Origin of the sequence: Tardiphaga sp. vice154 (genome assembly GCF_007018645.1) — a bacterium.
In the GTDB taxonomy this organism is placed as follows: Bacteria; Pseudomonadota; Alphaproteobacteria; order Rhizobiales; family Xanthobacteraceae; genus Tardiphaga.
Genome location: NZ_CP041399.1, coordinates 641,258 through 656,206, shown reverse-complemented (window position 1 = coordinate 656,206; position 14,949 = coordinate 641,258). Strand labels below are relative to the sequence as shown.

Here is a 14,949-nt window from a genome sequence, read left to right as displayed (position 1 = left end):
ATTGTGCTGCGTCGCAGCGCAGATGCGGACTTGTAGTACCACAACGAAAGTTTTTGTTGCGTCGCGTCAAACAATTCACGCAGCCACCAAGACTGCGGAGTTGACTTGCATGATGACGCAATCCTATTTTGGAGAAGTTAGACGGATTCTACGTTGCAGTGGAATCGACTCCTGAAACCGCATGTCTTGAACCGCATGCGGTCTGGAGTCTGGCCTCGGAGGGGACACCGATGAACATGGAACTGTCGCGGCGCCATTTCCTGAAAGGGGCCGGTGCCGGACTAGCGGTCACCACCCTGGGGGCGTTCGGCTTCGGTGATATCGAAGCCGCCTATGCGGCGTCGATCCGCCCCTACAAGCTGGCCAGCCTGACCGAGACCCGCAATACCTGCACCTATTGTTCGGTCGCCTGCGGCATCATCATCTATGCCAAGGGGGATGTGAAAAAGGGTGAGCACGCCGACATCATCCACATCGAGGGCGATACCGATCACCCGACCAATCGCGGCACGCTGTGCCCGAAGGGCGCGGCGCTGCTCGACATCGTGCACGCCAAGACCCGCACGCTTTATCCGCAGGTCCGCAAGCCCGGCTCCGACAAGTTCGAACGGGTATCGTGGGATTACGCGCTGGATCGCATCGCGCGCTTCATGAAGGACGACCGCGACAAGAACATCGTCGCGCGCAACAATGATGGCGTCACCGTCAACCGCTGGACCACCACCGGCATGCTCGCGGCTTCCGCGACAACCAATGAGACCGCGTGGACGACCTACAAGGTCGCCCGCAGCGCCGGGATGGTCGTCTTTGACAATCAAGCGCGTGTCTGACACGGCCCTACGGTAGCCAGTCTGGCTCCAACATTCGGCCGCGGCGCAATGACCAATTCGTGGACCGATATCCGGAATACGGACCTCGTCGTGATCATGGGCGGCAATGCCGCCGAAGCACATCCGTGCGGCTTCAAATGGGTCACCGAGGCCAAGCAGAGCCGCGGCGCCAAGCTGATCGTCGTCGATCCGCGCTTCACGCGTTCGGCATCGGTCGCGGATTATTATGCGCCGATCCGCCAGGGCAGCGACATCGCCTTCCTGCTCGGCGTCATCAATTACTGCATGCTGAACGACAAGGTGCAGTGGGAATACACCAAGGCCTTCACCAACGCGTCCTATCTGATCAAGGACGGCTTCGACTATCAGGACGGCCTGTTCACGGGCTATGACGAGACCAAGCGTGATTATGACCGCTCGAGCTGGGATTACCAGATCGGGCCGGACGGCTACGTCATGACCGACCCGACGCTGCAGCATCCGCGCTGCGTCTGGAACCTGCTGAAGAAGCACGTTTCGATCTATACGCCGGAACTGGTGAGCCGGATCTGCGGCACGCCGATCGATAAATATGTCAAGATCTGCGAGATGATCGGCGAGTGTTCGTCGCCGACCAAAACCATGACGTCGATGTATGCGCTCGGCTGGACCCAGCATTCCAAGGGCTCGCAGAACATCCGCGGCATGGCGATGCTGCAGCTCATTCTGGGCAATATCGGCGTGCGCGGCGGCGGCATGAATGCCTTGCGCGGCCACTCCAACATCCAGGGGCTGACCGACATCGGGCTGATGTCCAACATGCTGCCGGGCTATCTGACGCTGCCGATCGAGCGCGAGCCGACCTTCGACAGCTACATGTCGACGCGCGGCTTCAAGCCGTTGCTGCCGAACCAGATGAGCTACTGGCAGAACTACAAGAAGTTCTTCGTCAGCTTCCAGAAGGCGATGTGGGGCGAGGCGGCGACGCCGGCCAACAACTTCGCCTATGACTGGCTGCCGAAGATGGACGTGCCGACCTACGACATCCTGCGCGCCTTCGAACTGATGAACGAAGGCAAGATGAACGGCTACATCTGCCAGGGCTTCAACCCGCTGATGGCGTTCCCGAACCGAAAGAAGATCACGGATTCGCTGTCGAAGCTCAAGATGCTCGTGATCATGGATCCGCTGCAGACCGAGACCTCGCGGTTCTGGCAGAACCACGGCGAGCACAACGACGTCGATACGGCGAAGATCCAGACCGAGGTGATCGAGCTGCCGACCACCTGTTTCGCCGAGGACGAGGGCTCGCTGACCAATTCCGGCCGCTGGCTGCAATGGCACTGGCCGGCCGGCTCGCCGCCCGGCGAAGCGAAGACCGACAACTGGATCATGGCGCAGATCTTCCTGCGCATGCGCGAATTGTATCGCAAGGAGGGCGGCGCGGTTCCGGAGCCGATCCTCAATCTCGACTGGCGCTACAAGGATCCGGGCGAGCCGACCGCGGACGAACTGGCGCGCGAGCTCAACGGCTCGGTGCTCGAGGACGTCATGGATCCCGTTGACCCGACCAAGGTGGTGCTGGCCAAGGGCAAGCAGGTGGTGTCCTTCGCGGCGTTGCGCGATGACGGCAAGACGGCGTGTGCATGCTGGATCTATTCCGGCTGCTACAACGAGGCCGGCAACAACATGGCGCGTCGCGACACCAGCGATCCCGACAACACCGGCGCCTATCTGAAATGGGCGTGGTCGTGGCCGGTCAACCGCCGCATCCTGTACAACCGCGCCTCCGCCGATCTCAACGGCAAGCCGTGGGATCCCAGCCGCAAGCTGCTGGAATGGAACGGCACGGCCTGGACCGGCTATGACGTGCCGGATATCGCGCCGAACGCGAAGCCGCAGGACGTCGGCCCCTTCATCATGAACCCGGAAGGCTCGGCACGGCTGTTCACGCGCGGCATGATGCGCGACGGGCCGTTCCCGGCGCATTACGAGCCGTTCGAATCCCCGGTCGTCAATGTCGTCGCGCCGAAGATTCGCGGCAATCCGGCCGCCCGCGTGTTCAAGAACGACATGGAGCAGTTCGGCACCGTCGCCGAATTCCCCTATGCGGCGACGTCGTACCGGCTGACCGAGCATTTCCATTATTGGACCAAGCACGCCGCGATCAACGCCTCGCTGCAGCCGGAGTTCTTCGTCGAGATCAGCGAGGAATTGGCCAAGGAGAAAAGCGTCACGCATGGCGGCTGGGTGCGCGTCTGGTCGAAGCGCGGCTCGATCAAGGCCAAGGCGGTGGTCACCAGGCGCATCCGTCCGCTGATCTGCGACGGCAAGGCGGTGCATGTCGTCGGCATCCCGATCCATTGGGGTTTCATGGGCGAAACCAAGAAGGGCTGGGGCCCGAACTCGCTGACCCCGTTCGTCGGCGACGCCAATATCGAGACGCCGGAGTTCAAGGCGTTCCTGGTCAATCTCGAAGCCATCGCTGGCCCCGTCGCTTAAGGAGGAGGATGCCGTGTTTCCACCGATCCCGAATCCTCCCCTGCAGGCGCAGCCGAAATTCGGCGAGCAGGACCTGGTGCGCCGCTCGGCCTCGAGCGTGGCCGCGCCCGCGCGTCAGCTCGAGCCGATCGCCAAGCTGATCGACGTCTCGAAATGTATCGGCTGCAAGGCGTGCCAGTCGGCCTGCCTGGAATGGAACGATCTGCGCGAGGAGGTCGGCGTCAATCAGGGCGTGTTCGACAATCCGCTCGACCTGACGGCGCAGAGCCTCACGGTGATGCGCTTCACCGAATGGATCAATCCGGAGTCCGACAATCTTGAATGGCTGATCCGCAAGGATGGCTGCATGCATTGCGAAGATCCGGGCTGCCTGAAGGCCTGCCCGGCGCCCGGCGCCATCGTGCAATACTCCAACGGCATCGTCGATTTCGATCACGACAAGTGCATCGGCTGCGGCTATTGCATCAAGGGCTGTCCGTTCAACATCCCGCGCATCTCCAAGGTCGATAACAAGGCCTACAAATGCACGTTGTGCTCGGACCGGGTCGCCGTCGGCCAGGGCCCGGCCTGCGCCAAGGCGTGCCCGACCCAAGCGATCGTGTTCGGCACCAAGGACGACATGAAGAAGTGGGCGGACGTCCGCATCACCGACCTCAAGTCGCGCGGTTACAAGAATGCCGGCCTTTATGATCCGCCGGGCGTCGGCGGGACGCATGTGATGTATGTGCTGCACCACGCCGACAAGCCGCAGATCTACGCCAATCTGCCCAACAATCCGAAGATCAGCCCGATCGTCGAAGCGTGGAAGGGCGTCACCAAATATGTCGGCATGGCGACGATCGGCGCCTTCGCGGCGGTCAGCTTCATGCACCATCTGGTCTCGGGTGCCAATCGCGTCCAGCCCGAGGATGAACAGAACGCCAAGAAGCTGGCCGGGGGTGATCGATGACGGCCTATGACGTCAATAGCGGTGATCAGGTCCACGCCGGCGACCCGGTCATCGTGGACCGTTACACCAGGAGCGCGCGGATCAACCACTGGATCACCGCGACCTGCCTCGTACTGCTGGCGCTGTCCGGTTTCGCGCTGTTCACCCCCGGCCTGTATTTTCTGACCGCCCTGTTCGGCGGCGGGCAGTGGACCCGCGCCGTCCACCCGTGGCTCGGCGTCGTGCTGTTCTTCTCCTTTGCCGGGCTGTTCCTGCGGTTCTGGCGCGCCAATCTGTGGCGCAGCGAGGACGGCACCTGGCTGGCACGGATTCGCGACGTGCTCGCCGGTCACGAAGATCGCCTGCCCGAGATCGGCAAGTACAATGCCGGCCAGAAGGGCGTGTTCTGGGGAATGTCGCTGCTGATCCTGGTGCTGATCTCAAGCGGTTTCGTGATCTGGGATCAATATTTCGCGTCCTACACCACGGTCGATCAGAAGCGCGTCGCCGTGCTGCTCCATGCGCTCGGTGCGGTGGCGATGATCTGCGTCTGGATCGTGCACGTCTATGCCGCGATCTGGGTACGTGGCACCATCAGCGCCATGACCCGCGGCCAGGTCACCGGCGGCTGGGCCTGGCGCCATCACCGCAAATGGCTGCGCGAACTGGTGAGTGGCAAGACCGACCGCGCCGGTTGATCGTCCTTGTGATCATCCTTGCTTGTCGCCGCTGCTTCGATAATTGTCCGTGTAATGCTCTGCACGTGGCCCGGGGGGTTCGTGAGGTCTTTTGATGAGTAAAATCGATTCGCTGCAGCCCGATCCGACCGTGATCGGCGAGGTGGCCGAGCCGCCTTTCGTGCGGCTTCCCGATCCGGCGACGCTTTTCAAGATCCGCGCCGAACGGTTTCAGGCGCTGGCCGCGCAGCATCCACTGGCGCCCTATTTGCAATTCCTGTCCGGCCTGTCGTCGTGCCAGCATGCGCTGCAGGAAGCGCTGCCCGCCATCGAGCTGCCCTCTGACGCCGAACGTCAGCGCGCCCATACGCATGCGATGCCGCCGCTCGGCGCCGCTCGGCAGGACGGCGATCCCGCCTTTGCCGCCACGTTGCAGCGGTTGCTGGAGCTTGCCTCACACCTCGACATGCCGGCCGCGGCGCATGCGGCTCTGGCGGCGGTCTGCGCCGCAGACGCCGCTGCCATCGCGGAAATGGCGCGCGCCGTTCTCGCCCATGAAATCCCGGTCGAACAGGTCGCCAGCCACGTCTTCGTCGCCGCAGCACTACAGGTGCATTATGCGCGGCTGGCGGCGGGGCTGGACGCCAAACAATTGGTGCCGGTCGGGGACGGCGTCTGCCCGGCCTGCGGCGGCGCGCCGGTGGCATCATTGGTGGTCGGCTGGCCGGGCGCGCATGGCGCGCGGTTCTGCGTCTGCTCGGGATGCGCGACGCAGTGGAATTACGTGCGTATCAAATGCACGCTGTGCAGCTCGAACGAGGGCATCTCTTATAAAGAGGTGGAAGGTGGCGACGGCACGCTGTGGGGCGAGACCTGCGCCTCCTGCCACGGCTATGTGAAAATCCTGCATCAGCACAAGAACCCGGGCCTCGATCCGGTCGCCGATGACGTCGCCAGTCTCGCGCTCGATCTGCTGCTGCGCGAGACCGGCTATCGGCGGGGCAGCGTCAATCCGCTCCTGCTCGGCTATTGAGGGCGCGATGGCGAAGACCGCGAGCCTGCTGCGCAAACTGCCCTCGGTCGATGTCGTGCTGCGGACGGCGGCGGCCCCCGTCGCGATCGAACGTTTCGGTCGTCCGGCCGTGCTCGGCGCCATCCGGCGCATCCTGTCGGACAGCCGCAGCGGCGGCGCCGATCCCGGCCAGCCCGAGGAGGTGATCGCCGAGGCGATCGTTCAGCTCGGCGCGCGCGACAGGCCCAGCCTCCGCCCGGTGTTCAATCTCACCGGCACCGTGCTGCACACCAATCTCGGCCGCGCGCTGCTGGCCGAACCGGCAATTGCTGCCGCCACCGCGGCGATGCGCTCGGCCGTGGCGCTGGAATTCGATCTCGGCGACGGCCGCCGCGGCGAGCGCGACGATCATCTGCGCGAACTGTTGTGCGAACTGACCGGCGCCGAGGACGCCACCACCGTCAACAACAATGCAGCCGCAGTGCTGCTGGTGCTGAACACGCTGGCGCTGCGCCGCGAGGCGATCGTCTCGCGCGGCGAACTGATCGAGATCGGCGGCGCGTTCCGGCTGCCCGAGATCATGTCGCGCGCCGGCACGAAACTGGTCGAGGTCGGCACCACCAACCGCACCCATGCGAAGGACTACATAGGCGCGATCGGGCCGAAGACCGGCATGCTGTTCAAGGTGCACACCTCGAACTACCGGATCGAGGGCTTCACCAAGGAGGTCGCCGCCCGCGACCTCGCGCTCATTGCCGCCGAACACAAGATCCCGCTGCTGCACGATCTGGGCTCTGGCACGCTGGTCGATCTAATGCCGTTCGGCCTCGCGCACGAGCCGACCGTGGCCGAAGCGATCGCCGACGGCGCAGACCTCGTCACCTTCTCCGGTGACAAGCTGCTCGGCGGCCCGCAGGCCGGCTTCATCGTCGGCCGCCGCGATCTGATCGCCGCCATCAATCGCAATCCGATGAAGCGCGCGCTGCGCCTCGACAAGATGCGTATCGCTGCGTTGGAGGCGACGCTGCGGCTGTACCGCAATCCCGACCGGCTGGCGCAGGAGCTGCCGACATTTCGCCTGCTGTCGCAGCCCATCGAAGACATCGAGGCCCGCGCGCGTCGCATGGCGCCGGTGCTGCAGGCCGCACTCGGCGACGCCTTCGCCGTCCAGATGGTAGCTTGCGCCAGCCAGGTCGGCTCCGGCGCGCTGCCCATGGTGGCGCTGCCGAGCGCCGGGCTGGCGATCCGGCCCATCGCCGCGCGCGGCGCGGGCGGCCTGCTGAAGCGGCTGTCGTCCGCCTTGCGCAGGCTGGATCGGCCGGTCGTCGGCCGTGTCGAGGATCAGGCCCTGGTCCTCGACCTGCGCTGTCTCGATGACGAGGCCGGCTTTGCGATGACGCTTGCCTCGCTCGATCTGTCGGAGGCGTCCGATGCCGCCTGAACCGGCGAGGCTCGATGCGGGCTCGGTGCCGGACCAGATGGAGTCCGCGCGCCAGGCCTTCGTGGCTGGCGACTATGCCAGCGCGCTGGAGATCTGGGGGCCGCTGGCGCATGCCGGGATCAGCGGCGCGCAGGCCTATGTCGGCGCCTGCTTTGCGGAGGGCTGGGGCGTCGAGCCGGATTATCCGCTGGCGGCGAAATGGCTGACGCTGGCGGCCGACGCCGGCGATCCCGAGGGCCAGCGCAATCTGGCGGCTTTGTATTTCCGCGGCGACGGCGTGGCGGAAGATTTCCGGCGCGCCGCGAAACTCTACCGCGCCGCCGCCTTGGCCGGCGACGGGCCGGCGCAGGACATGCTGAGCTGGATGCTGCTGGAAGGCGAGGTCATGGTGCATGACTATGCCGAGGCGCGGAAATGGGCGGAGGCCGCAGCCGCTCAGGGCGTGGCGTCGTCGATGACCCGGCTCGGCATGCTCTATCACAACGCGCTCGGCGTCGAACGCGATCCGGCATTGTCAGTGCAGTGGTGGCAGCGCGGCGCCGAGCGCGGCGATGCCGATGGCCAGGCGATGCTCGGCGCCGCCTGCTATCTCGGCGCCGGCATTGCGCGCGACTATTTGCAGGCATTGGTCTGGCTGCTGCGCGCCCGCGCCGGCAAGAGTTCGCTGGCGGCAAAATTTCTGGAGCCCACGCGCGCCGCTCTGACGCCGGCGGAAATCGCGGAGGCCGAGCAGCGCGCGCGCGAGCCGCTGCCCGAGCCCGCGCCATGATCATCGGCACCGCCGGCCATATCGATCACGGCAAGACCTCGCTGGTGCGCGCGCTGACCGGCGTCGAGACGGACCGGCTGAAGGAAGAGAAGGCGCGCGGCATCTCGATCGATCTCGGCTTCGCCTATCTGCCGGATGCCGACGGTTCGGTGCTCGGCTTCGTCGACGTGCCCGGCCATGAACGCTTCATCCACAACATGCTGGCGGGGGCCACCGGCATCGATTTCGTGATGCTGGTGGTCGCCGCCGATGACGGCATCAAGCCGCAGACCCGCGAACACCTCGCCATCATCGACCTGCTCGGCATCGAGCGCGGCGTTGTCGCGCTGACCAAGACCGATCTGATCGACATCGCGCGGCAGCAGCAGGTCGCAAAGGAAATCGCCGAAATACTGCAATCGACGAGGCTGGCCGGGGCGCGCATCGTTCCCGTCTCCATTGCGACCGGCGAAGGCGTTGCCGCATTGCGCACGGAGCTGCTGGAGATCGCGCGCCAGTTCGGCGCGCATGCCGCCAACGGCCGTTTCCGGCTGGCGGTGGACCGGTCGTTCACGCTGACCGGGGCCGGCACCGTGGTGACCGGCACGGTGCTATCGGGCGCGGTCGCGGTCGATGACCGCGTCACGATATCGCCGTCGGGCCTTGTGGCACGGGTGCGCTCGATCCACGCGCAGAACCGGCCGAGCCCGCGCGGCACGGCCGGCCAGCGTTGCGCGCTCAATCTCGCCGGCGACGGCATTTCGAAGGACGCCATTGCGCGCGGCGACGTCGTGCTCGATCCCGTGCTGCATGCGCCGAGCAACCGCATCGATGCCGAACTGCGCTGGCTGGCGTCGGAGCCAAAACCCGTCGTCCAGTGGATGCCGGTCCGGCTGTTTCATGCCGCGGCAGAAACAGGCGCCCGAATCGTGCTGCTGGAGGATCGCCCGATCGCGCCCGGACAAAGCGGCCTCGTGCAACTGGTACTGGAGCAGCCGATCGCCGCGGCTTCCGGGGATCGCTTCGTGCTGCGCGACACCACCGGCCAGCGCACCATCGGCGGCGGCCGCCTGCTCGATCTGCGCGCGCCGTCCCGCAAGCGCGGCACGCCGATGCGGCTCGCGCAATTGCAGGCGCAGGCGCAGGCGGTTCCGGCCGCCGCGCTGGCCACGCTGTTGGAGATCGCGCCGCATCATGTCGATCTGCCGGCATTTGCGCGCGACCGCGCGCTGTCCGACGCGCAGACGCAGGATCTCGTCGCGCAATTGTCGCTCGTCACGCTGGAGACGCCGCAGGGCAGCTTCGCGATGGCGGCGCGGCATCATCTCGCGCTGAAGCAATCCCTGCTCGGCAAGTTGCAGGCCTTTCACGCCGACAATCCCGATCTGCCGGGCATTGGCCTCGAGCGGCTGCGGCTGCAGCTCGAGCCAAGGCTGCCGGCGCCGGCGCTGCTGGCGGTGCTGCACGCTCTGGTGCGCGGCCGGGAGATCGCGCTGGACGGCGCCTGGGTGCGCCTCGCCGGCCATGAGGTGCGCCTGACCGATGACGACGAGCTTCTATGGGCCAGGCTCGCGCCGCTGCTGTCGGGCGCCGAGCGCTTTCGTCCGCCGCGGGTGCGCGATATCGCCAATCTGCTGGTCGTGAAGGAACAAGCCATTCGCCGCCTGCTGAAACTGCTCGGGCGGATGGGGCGGGTCGACGAAGTCGCGCACGACCATTTCTTTCTGCGCGGCACGGTGGCAGAAATGGTGGGCATCGTCGTCCGCCTCGGCGACAGCGAGGCGCACGCCGAATTCACCGCCTCGCAGTTTCGCGACCAGATGGACAATGGCCGCAAGGTCGCGATCCAGATCCTGGAGTTTTTCGATCGGCATGGCGTGACGATCCGGCGCGGCGATCTGCGCCGCGTCAATCGCCATCGGCTCGATCTGTTTCGCCCTTCGCAGGACGCGCCGCGTCCTGCCGCCGTTTCAGGAGGAGAATCGTCCCCGGTGGGGCGTCCGGACTTCAAATCCGGGAGGGGCCGCGAGACGGTCTCTGGTGGGTTCGACTCCCTCTCTCTTCCGCCAAGATGAGGCTTGCCCGATGAATGCCGAAGTCGCGTATCTCGAAGCCCTGCGCGCCGATGCGCAGCGCTGCACCGCCGCCGAGGACGAGTTTCACAGCAGCATCGCCGCGCGGCTCAAAGAGCTCGAGCAGGCGCGCGCGTTTTCGTATCGCCGCTTCAATCTGATCAATGAGGTCTCCGGCGCCGTCGCCAGCGCGGAGAGCGAGGAGATCACAGTCGCCGTCGCGACCGCCGTGCTGCGCGCCAGGCTCGGCTGGGTCAGCGATTCGGACGCGCGTGTCGCGGTGACCTCCGGCTTCGCGCCGGTGGCGCAGGCGATGTTTGCGAGCCTCGCGCCGGTCGAAAGCGAGGACGAACTGAGGCCCGACGTGATTGCGGCGCTGGCGCGTTTTGAGGCCTGGTATCTCGAAACTCACCCCGCCCCGTTCTGGATGTTGTTCGAGAACGTCATGCCGGAGACGCCCGTTGTCGATTTCTAGCATGACCTCCCACGACACCGATTTCGATCGCTGGATCGCCGAGGCCTTCGCCGAGCACGGCTCGTTCACGGCCTTCGCCGTTCTGGTCGAGATCGCGGGTCCCGCCGTCAGCCCGCTGCGCTCGACCTGGTTCAACGTGATCGGCGACGAGATCGACTGGGGGGAAATTACGCGGCTGTTCGCCGGCGCCGGCGTGGAGTGGGATGGCGCCGCCTTCTTCCCGCAGCCCTCTGCCGACGGGCCGCTCGGCACGCCCACCGCGCGCGCGCGGCTGCGGCTTCTCGAGGAGCGCCTCGACGACGACCGGCTGGTGCTCAACGAAGGCCACTTCTTCGATAAATGGGGCCGGCTCATGAAGATCGAGGAAGTCGATCCGAACTGACGAGCGGCGCGCAATCATCGCTGTGTGGACGTGACGCACCTTTGTCGGAAAATGGCTGCGATGGCGATATCGGCGGCATCCGGGATTGATCCGCATCAACGGTCCTCCGCGGCCGGTGCCGCATAGTCCAGCCGGTTTACCCGCAGGCAGGATCCCGATGACGCTGCCGGACCGCGACTGGCTGCAACGCTTCCCCGCCCTCGCCGGCGTGCCCGCTGGCGAGCGCGCGGCGTTGCTGGACAAGTCTGTGGCGATGAAGCTGCCGGCCGGCGCCTTCGTATTCGCGCCGGATCAGCCCTGCGCGCATTTCATCCTGGTCGCCGAAGGCCGCGTGCGGGTCTATCAGCTCGACGCCGACGGCAACGAGATCGTATTGTATCGGCTGGGGCCGGGCAGCATCTGCGTCCTGACCACGCTGGCGCTGCTCGCCGATCAGAACTACAGCGCCTTCGCCGTCACCGAGACGCCGGTCCAGGCGATCGGCCTGCCGGCCGCCACCTTCCACCAGCTGATGGGCCAGTCGGCGCAATTTCGCAGCTTCGTGTTCCAGTCGCAGGCGGCCCGGCTCGGCGATCTGATGCAGGTGATCCAGAACGTCGCCTTCGCCTCGATCGATTCCCGGCTCGCCGCGCGGCTCCTGGCGCTGTCCGCCGACGGCCACGACCTTTCGATCACCCATCAGCGGCTCGCGGCCGAGATCGGCACCGCGCGCGAAGTCGTCAGCCGTCATCTCAAGGCCTTCGAGAAGCGCGGCTGGGTCAGCCTCGGCCGCGGCCGGGTCGAACTGCGCAAGGCTGCGCCGCTGCGCGCCGCCGCCGCCCATCCCGGGCGGTGACTTGATCACAGACGGTGGCCGATCGGCTTCGTAGACCAGCCATTGCAGAGATTGCCCCGAACCATGAGGAAACGCAGATGACCATCAATGTTGGACTGATCGACCGCGCGTTGCGCGCCATCGTAGGCCTCGCCCTGATCGGCTGGGCGCTTACCGGCGGGCCGGTCTGGGCCTGGATCGGCGTCGTCCCGCTGTTCACCGCCGCCATCGGTTTCTGCCCGGCCTATACGCTGCTGGGCATCCGGACCTGCCCGGTCAAGCAGGGCTGAGACGCCTGCCAGCGAAGCCGACCCCCGCGCTGGCGGCGCCTGCCGCCCGGCCTGGGGCCGCGCGCGCTGGCACGGCCATGATCGTCGAACGACCGCGCACCGCGCTCATCTTTTCAGGATTATTCCCATGTACAAGAACTGGCCCGCGATGACCGCCGATCTGTCGGTGGCGCTGAAGGAAGTCCGCGGCGGCGCGCCGGATGTGATGAAGGGATTTTCGGCGCTGGCGCAGGCCGCGCTGAAGGCCAATGCGCTCGATACCAGGACCAAGGAGCTGATCGCGCTGGCGATTTCGGTCGCCACCCGCTGCGACGGCTGCATCGGCTTTCACGCCGAGGCCGCGGTGCGCAGCGGCGCCAGCCGCGACGAGGTGATGGAGACGATGGGCATGGCGATCTACATGGGCGCCGGCCCCAGCGTGATGTACGCCGCCCAGGCCATCGAGGCGTTCGATCAGTTCGCCGCGAAGAAGTAGCGCCGCGATCCCTCGATCGCGACGGAACGGCATCAGGCGGGAAGTCGGCTGTTCTTCAATGAAGAAAATGGTGCTGCCACACAGGGTCGAACTGTGGACCTCTCCATTACCAATGGAGTGCTCTACCACTGAGCTACGGCAGCGTGCTTGGGACGGGAATCAACCCCGCAGGGCCCGTCAAGCGGGGCGATCCTTGCCACATGGTTCGGACGGGCGCAAGCGCATCGGGCGCGGTCGGTCGATCAATCTGCATAAATCTGGCGCGAGGTCCGTTTTGCGGGCCGATCCGGCCGGTTGATGAAGCCCGGGCCCGCGCGGTTGCGTCGAGGCCGCGGGGGCTTATGTTGGGCGATAACGGTATTTGCACGCTCCCGACGGGGCCGGGCCGGCCGTTGGAGCCTGAATGACAGACCAACCGGACGAGGGCCGTAACGCGCAGGAACTGGCCCGGCGCAACCGGCTGGCGAAGGCGCTGCGGGACAATCTGAAACGGCGCAAGTCGCAATCGCGCGGCCGAGCCGAGCCGGCCGATGCGCCGGAACCCGATCCGGCGCCGGCCGATCGTTCAAGACACCCCGAACCCGATGCGTAATCCTGGGCGAGGTCCCTGCCAGATGGTGAGTTGAGAGATGTCGTCAGATCCTGCCGTCCCCGATCAGCCCTTGCCCAAGCCTCGCCCGGTGCAGCGCCACGACCAGACCTTCCCCGAACTGACGCCGGCCGAAATCGAGCGGATGCGCCGGTTCGGCGAGATCCGGCATTTCCGGGACGGCGAGCAATTGTTCGAGACCGGCAAGCCCGGCCCCGGCATGTTCGTGGTGCTGGCCGGCCATGTCGCCATCACCCAGCGCGACGGCTTCGGCCGGGTCACGCCGGTGGCCGATCAGGGCATGGGCCAGTTCCTGGCCGAGATCGGCCAGTTGTCCGGCCGGGCCGCTTTGGTCGATGGCCATGCCGAGGGCGCGGTGGAGACGCTGCTGATCCCGCCGGAACGGCTGCGCGCGCTGCTGGTGGCCGAGGCCGACCTCGGCGAGCGCATCATGCGCGCGCTGATCCTGCGAAGGGTGAATCTGATCCAGGGCGGCGTCGGCGGCCCGGTGCTGATTGGCGATCCCGACAGCGCCGGCGTGGTCCGGCTGCAGGGTTTTCTCACCCGCAACGGCTATCCGTACCATCTGCTCGATCCTGCCGTCGACAGCGACGCCGCCGATTTCGTCGCCCGCATTGCGCCCTCATTGGACGATCTGCCGCTGGTGGTGGCCCCCGACGGCACCGTGCTGCGCAATCCCTCCGCCTCCGAACTGGCGCGCGAGATGGGCATGATCGGCCAGGTCGAAAAGGGCAAATTATACGACGTCGCCATCGTCGGCAGCGGCCCGGCCGGGCTGTCCACCGCGGTCTATGCGGCCTCCGAAGGCCTGTCGGTGGCGGTGTGCGATGCCCGCGCCTTCGGCGGCCAGGCCGGCGCCAGCGCCCGGATCGAGAATTATCTGGGGTTTCCGACCGGCATTTCCGGCCTGGCGCTGACCGCCCGCGCCTTCAACCAGGCGCAGAAATTCGGCGCCGAGATCATGATCCCGGTCACCGTGCAGTCGCTGGACTGCACGCGCACCGACGGCGCCTTCACGCTGGCGCTGGAGGGCGGCGACACGCTGCATGCCAAATCCATCGTGGTGGCGTCCGGCGCGCGCTATCGCCGCCCGGATATCGCGCGGCTGGCCGAATATGAGGGCCGCGGCGTGTGGTACTGGGCCTCGCCGATCGAGGCGCGATTGTGCAAGGCGCAGGAGGTCATCCTGGTCGGTGGCGGCAATTCGGCCGGCCAGGCCGCGGTGTTCCTCGCCTCGCAGGCCCGCCGGATCCGGATGGTGATCCGCGGCGACGGGCTCGGCGCCAGCATGTCGCGCTATCTGATCGAGCGCATCGAGGCGACGCCGAATATCGAGCTGCTGTTCAACACCGAAGTGGCAAGCCTGGATGGCGATGCGACGCTGGAGCGCGTCGTGCTGAAGGACCGTTTGTCCGGGGAGCACACGTCGCTTGAGATCCGCAACCTGTTCCTGTTCGTCGGCGCCGAGCCGGCCACCGCCTGGCTCGACGATTGCGGCATGTTGCTCGACCGCGCCGGCTTCGTCGTCACCGGCGCGCCGGTCGCCGGACGCAGCGTGCCGGCGCTGGAGACCTCGGTGCGCGGCGTATTCGCGGTCGGCGACGTGCGCGCCGGTTCCGTCAAGCGCGTCGGCGGAGCGATCGGGGAGGGCGCGCAGGTGGTGGCGGCGCTGCACGGATTTCTGGGCGACACCGCCAGCCCCGGCGCCTAGGAT

The 14,949-nt window shown here is 66.5% G+C and carries 13 protein-coding genes, 2 tRNA genes and 1 pseudogene; 15 read left to right on the top strand and 1 reads right to left on the bottom strand.

Annotation, left to right across the window (positions count from 1 at the left end):
• The first annotated feature begins 230 nt into the window (after positions 1 to 230).
• The 13 genes and pseudogenes from fdnG to FIU28_RS02985 all read left to right on the top strand — a co-directional run bounded on the left by fdnG (position 231) and on the right by FIU28_RS02985 (position 12,625).
• Entirely contained in the window at positions 231 to 3,311 is a 3,081-nt protein-coding gene (gene fdnG, locus FIU28_RS03040; RefSeq protein WP_143571618.1) for a formate dehydrogenase-N subunit alpha, read from the top strand.
• Positions 3,312 to 3,324: 13 nt separating this feature from the next.
• Positions 3,325 to 4,260: a formate dehydrogenase subunit beta gene (gene fdxH / locus FIU28_RS03035; protein ID WP_143571617.1), complete on the top strand. Its 936-nt coding sequence runs from the start codon at positions 3,325 to 3,327 to the stop codon at positions 4,258 to 4,260.
• Positions 4,257 to 4,937: a formate dehydrogenase subunit gamma gene (locus tag FIU28_RS03030; RefSeq protein WP_143571616.1), complete on the top strand. Its 681-nt coding sequence runs from the start codon at positions 4,257 to 4,259 to the stop codon at positions 4,935 to 4,937. Before fdxH ends, FIU28_RS03030 begins: the two co-directional genes overlap by 4 nt.
• 94 nt (positions 4,938 to 5,031) lie before the next feature.
• Positions 5,032 to 5,949 (top strand): formate dehydrogenase accessory protein FdhE, encoded by a 918-nt coding sequence (gene fdhE / locus FIU28_RS03025; protein ID WP_143571615.1) that lies wholly within the window; start codon positions 5,032 to 5,034, stop codon positions 5,947 to 5,949.
• A 7-nt stretch (positions 5,950 to 5,956) separates the two neighbouring features.
• Positions 5,957 to 7,369: an L-seryl-tRNA(Sec) selenium transferase gene (gene selA, locus FIU28_RS03020; RefSeq protein WP_143571614.1), complete on the top strand. Its 1,413-nt coding sequence runs from the start codon at positions 5,957 to 5,959 to the stop codon at positions 7,367 to 7,369.
• Positions 7,359 to 8,138 (top strand): tetratricopeptide repeat protein, encoded by a 780-nt coding sequence (locus tag FIU28_RS03015; RefSeq protein ID WP_143571613.1) that lies wholly within the window; start codon positions 7,359 to 7,361, stop codon positions 8,136 to 8,138. The genes selA and FIU28_RS03015 overlap by 11 nt, the downstream gene beginning before the upstream one ends.
• Positions 8,135 to 9,967: pseudogene (gene selB / locus FIU28_RS03010) on the top strand (selenocysteine-specific translation elongation factor); the annotation flags it as partial. The gene FIU28_RS03015 and the pseudogene selB, both read left to right, overlap by 4 nt.
• A 123-nt stretch (positions 9,968 to 10,090) precedes the next feature.
• Positions 10,091 to 10,186: transfer RNA gene (locus FIU28_RS26265), tRNA-Sec, on the top strand.
• A gap of 16 nt (positions 10,187 to 10,202) precedes the next feature.
• Positions 10,203 to 10,664, top strand: a complete 462-nt coding sequence (locus FIU28_RS03005) for a hypothetical protein (RefSeq protein ID WP_143571611.1) — start codon at positions 10,203 to 10,205, stop codon at positions 10,662 to 10,664.
• Between the two features lies 1 nt (position 10,665).
• A complete protein-coding gene (locus FIU28_RS03000; protein WP_143571610.1) occupies positions 10,666 to 11,046 on the top strand; it encodes a hypothetical protein in 381 nt (126 codons plus the stop codon).
• 157 nt (positions 11,047 to 11,203) lie between these two features.
• Positions 11,204 to 11,881, top strand: a complete 678-nt coding sequence (locus tag FIU28_RS02995) for a Crp/Fnr family transcriptional regulator (protein ID WP_143571609.1) — start codon at positions 11,204 to 11,206, stop codon at positions 11,879 to 11,881.
• A gap of 77 nt (positions 11,882 to 11,958) precedes the next feature.
• On the top strand, positions 11,959 to 12,150 hold the full coding sequence (locus FIU28_RS02990) for a YgaP family membrane protein (protein ID WP_143571608.1): 192 nt from the start codon (positions 11,959 to 11,961) through the stop codon (positions 12,148 to 12,150).
• 127 nt (positions 12,151 to 12,277) lie between these two features.
• Entirely contained in the window at positions 12,278 to 12,625 is a 348-nt protein-coding gene (locus FIU28_RS02985; protein WP_143571607.1) for a carboxymuconolactone decarboxylase family protein, read from the top strand.
• Positions 12,626 to 12,693: 68 nt separating this feature from the next.
• On the opposite strand, the gene FIU28_RS02980 is transcribed toward FIU28_RS02985, so the two are convergent.
• Positions 12,694 to 12,768, bottom strand: a tRNA-Thr gene (locus FIU28_RS02980).
• A gap of 260 nt (positions 12,769 to 13,028) precedes the next feature.
• On the opposite strand from FIU28_RS02980, the gene FIU28_RS02975 reads away from it, so the two are divergent.
• Positions 13,029 to 13,217, top strand: coding sequence for a hypothetical protein (locus FIU28_RS02975; protein ID WP_143571606.1), 189 nt, complete (start codon positions 13,029 to 13,031; stop codon positions 13,215 to 13,217).
• 37 nt (positions 13,218 to 13,254) lie between these two features.
• Positions 13,255 to 14,946, top strand: coding sequence for an FAD-dependent oxidoreductase (locus tag FIU28_RS02970; protein WP_143571605.1), 1,692 nt, complete (start codon positions 13,255 to 13,257; stop codon positions 14,944 to 14,946).
• Positions 14,947 to 14,949: the final 3 nt, after the last annotated feature.

What these genes read in the sequence shown, in the direction of transcription:
- FIU28_RS03030 (WP_143571616.1), top strand. Translation starts at nt 4,257, where the DNA reads ATGACGGCCTATGACGTCAATAGCGGTGATCAGGTCCACGCCGGCGAC.
- fdhE (WP_143571615.1), top strand. Translation starts at nt 5,032, where the DNA reads ATGAGTAAAATCGATTCGCTGCAGCCCGATCCGACCGTGATCGGCGAG.
- selA (WP_143571614.1), top strand. Translation starts at nt 5,957, where the DNA reads ATGGCGAAGACCGCGAGCCTGCTGCGCAAACTGCCCTCGGTCGATGTC.
- FIU28_RS03015 (WP_143571613.1), top strand. Translation starts at nt 7,359, where the DNA reads ATGCCGCCTGAACCGGCGAGGCTCGATGCGGGCTCGGTGCCGGACCAG.
- FIU28_RS03005 (WP_143571611.1), top strand. Translation starts at nt 10,203, where the DNA reads ATGAATGCCGAAGTCGCGTATCTCGAAGCCCTGCGCGCCGATGCGCAG.
- FIU28_RS03000 (WP_143571610.1), top strand. Translation starts at nt 10,666, where the DNA reads ATGACCTCCCACGACACCGATTTCGATCGCTGGATCGCCGAGGCCTTC.
- FIU28_RS02995 (WP_143571609.1), top strand. Translation starts at nt 11,204, where the DNA reads ATGACGCTGCCGGACCGCGACTGGCTGCAACGCTTCCCCGCCCTCGCC.
- FIU28_RS02990 (WP_143571608.1), top strand. Translation starts at nt 11,959, where the DNA reads ATGACCATCAATGTTGGACTGATCGACCGCGCGTTGCGCGCCATCGTA.
- FIU28_RS02985 (WP_143571607.1), top strand. Translation starts at nt 12,278, where the DNA reads ATGTACAAGAACTGGCCCGCGATGACCGCCGATCTGTCGGTGGCGCTG.
- FIU28_RS02975 (WP_143571606.1), top strand. Translation starts at nt 13,029, where the DNA reads ATGACAGACCAACCGGACGAGGGCCGTAACGCGCAGGAACTGGCCCGG.
- FIU28_RS02970 (WP_143571605.1), top strand. Translation starts at nt 13,255, where the DNA reads ATGTCGTCAGATCCTGCCGTCCCCGATCAGCCCTTGCCCAAGCCTCGC.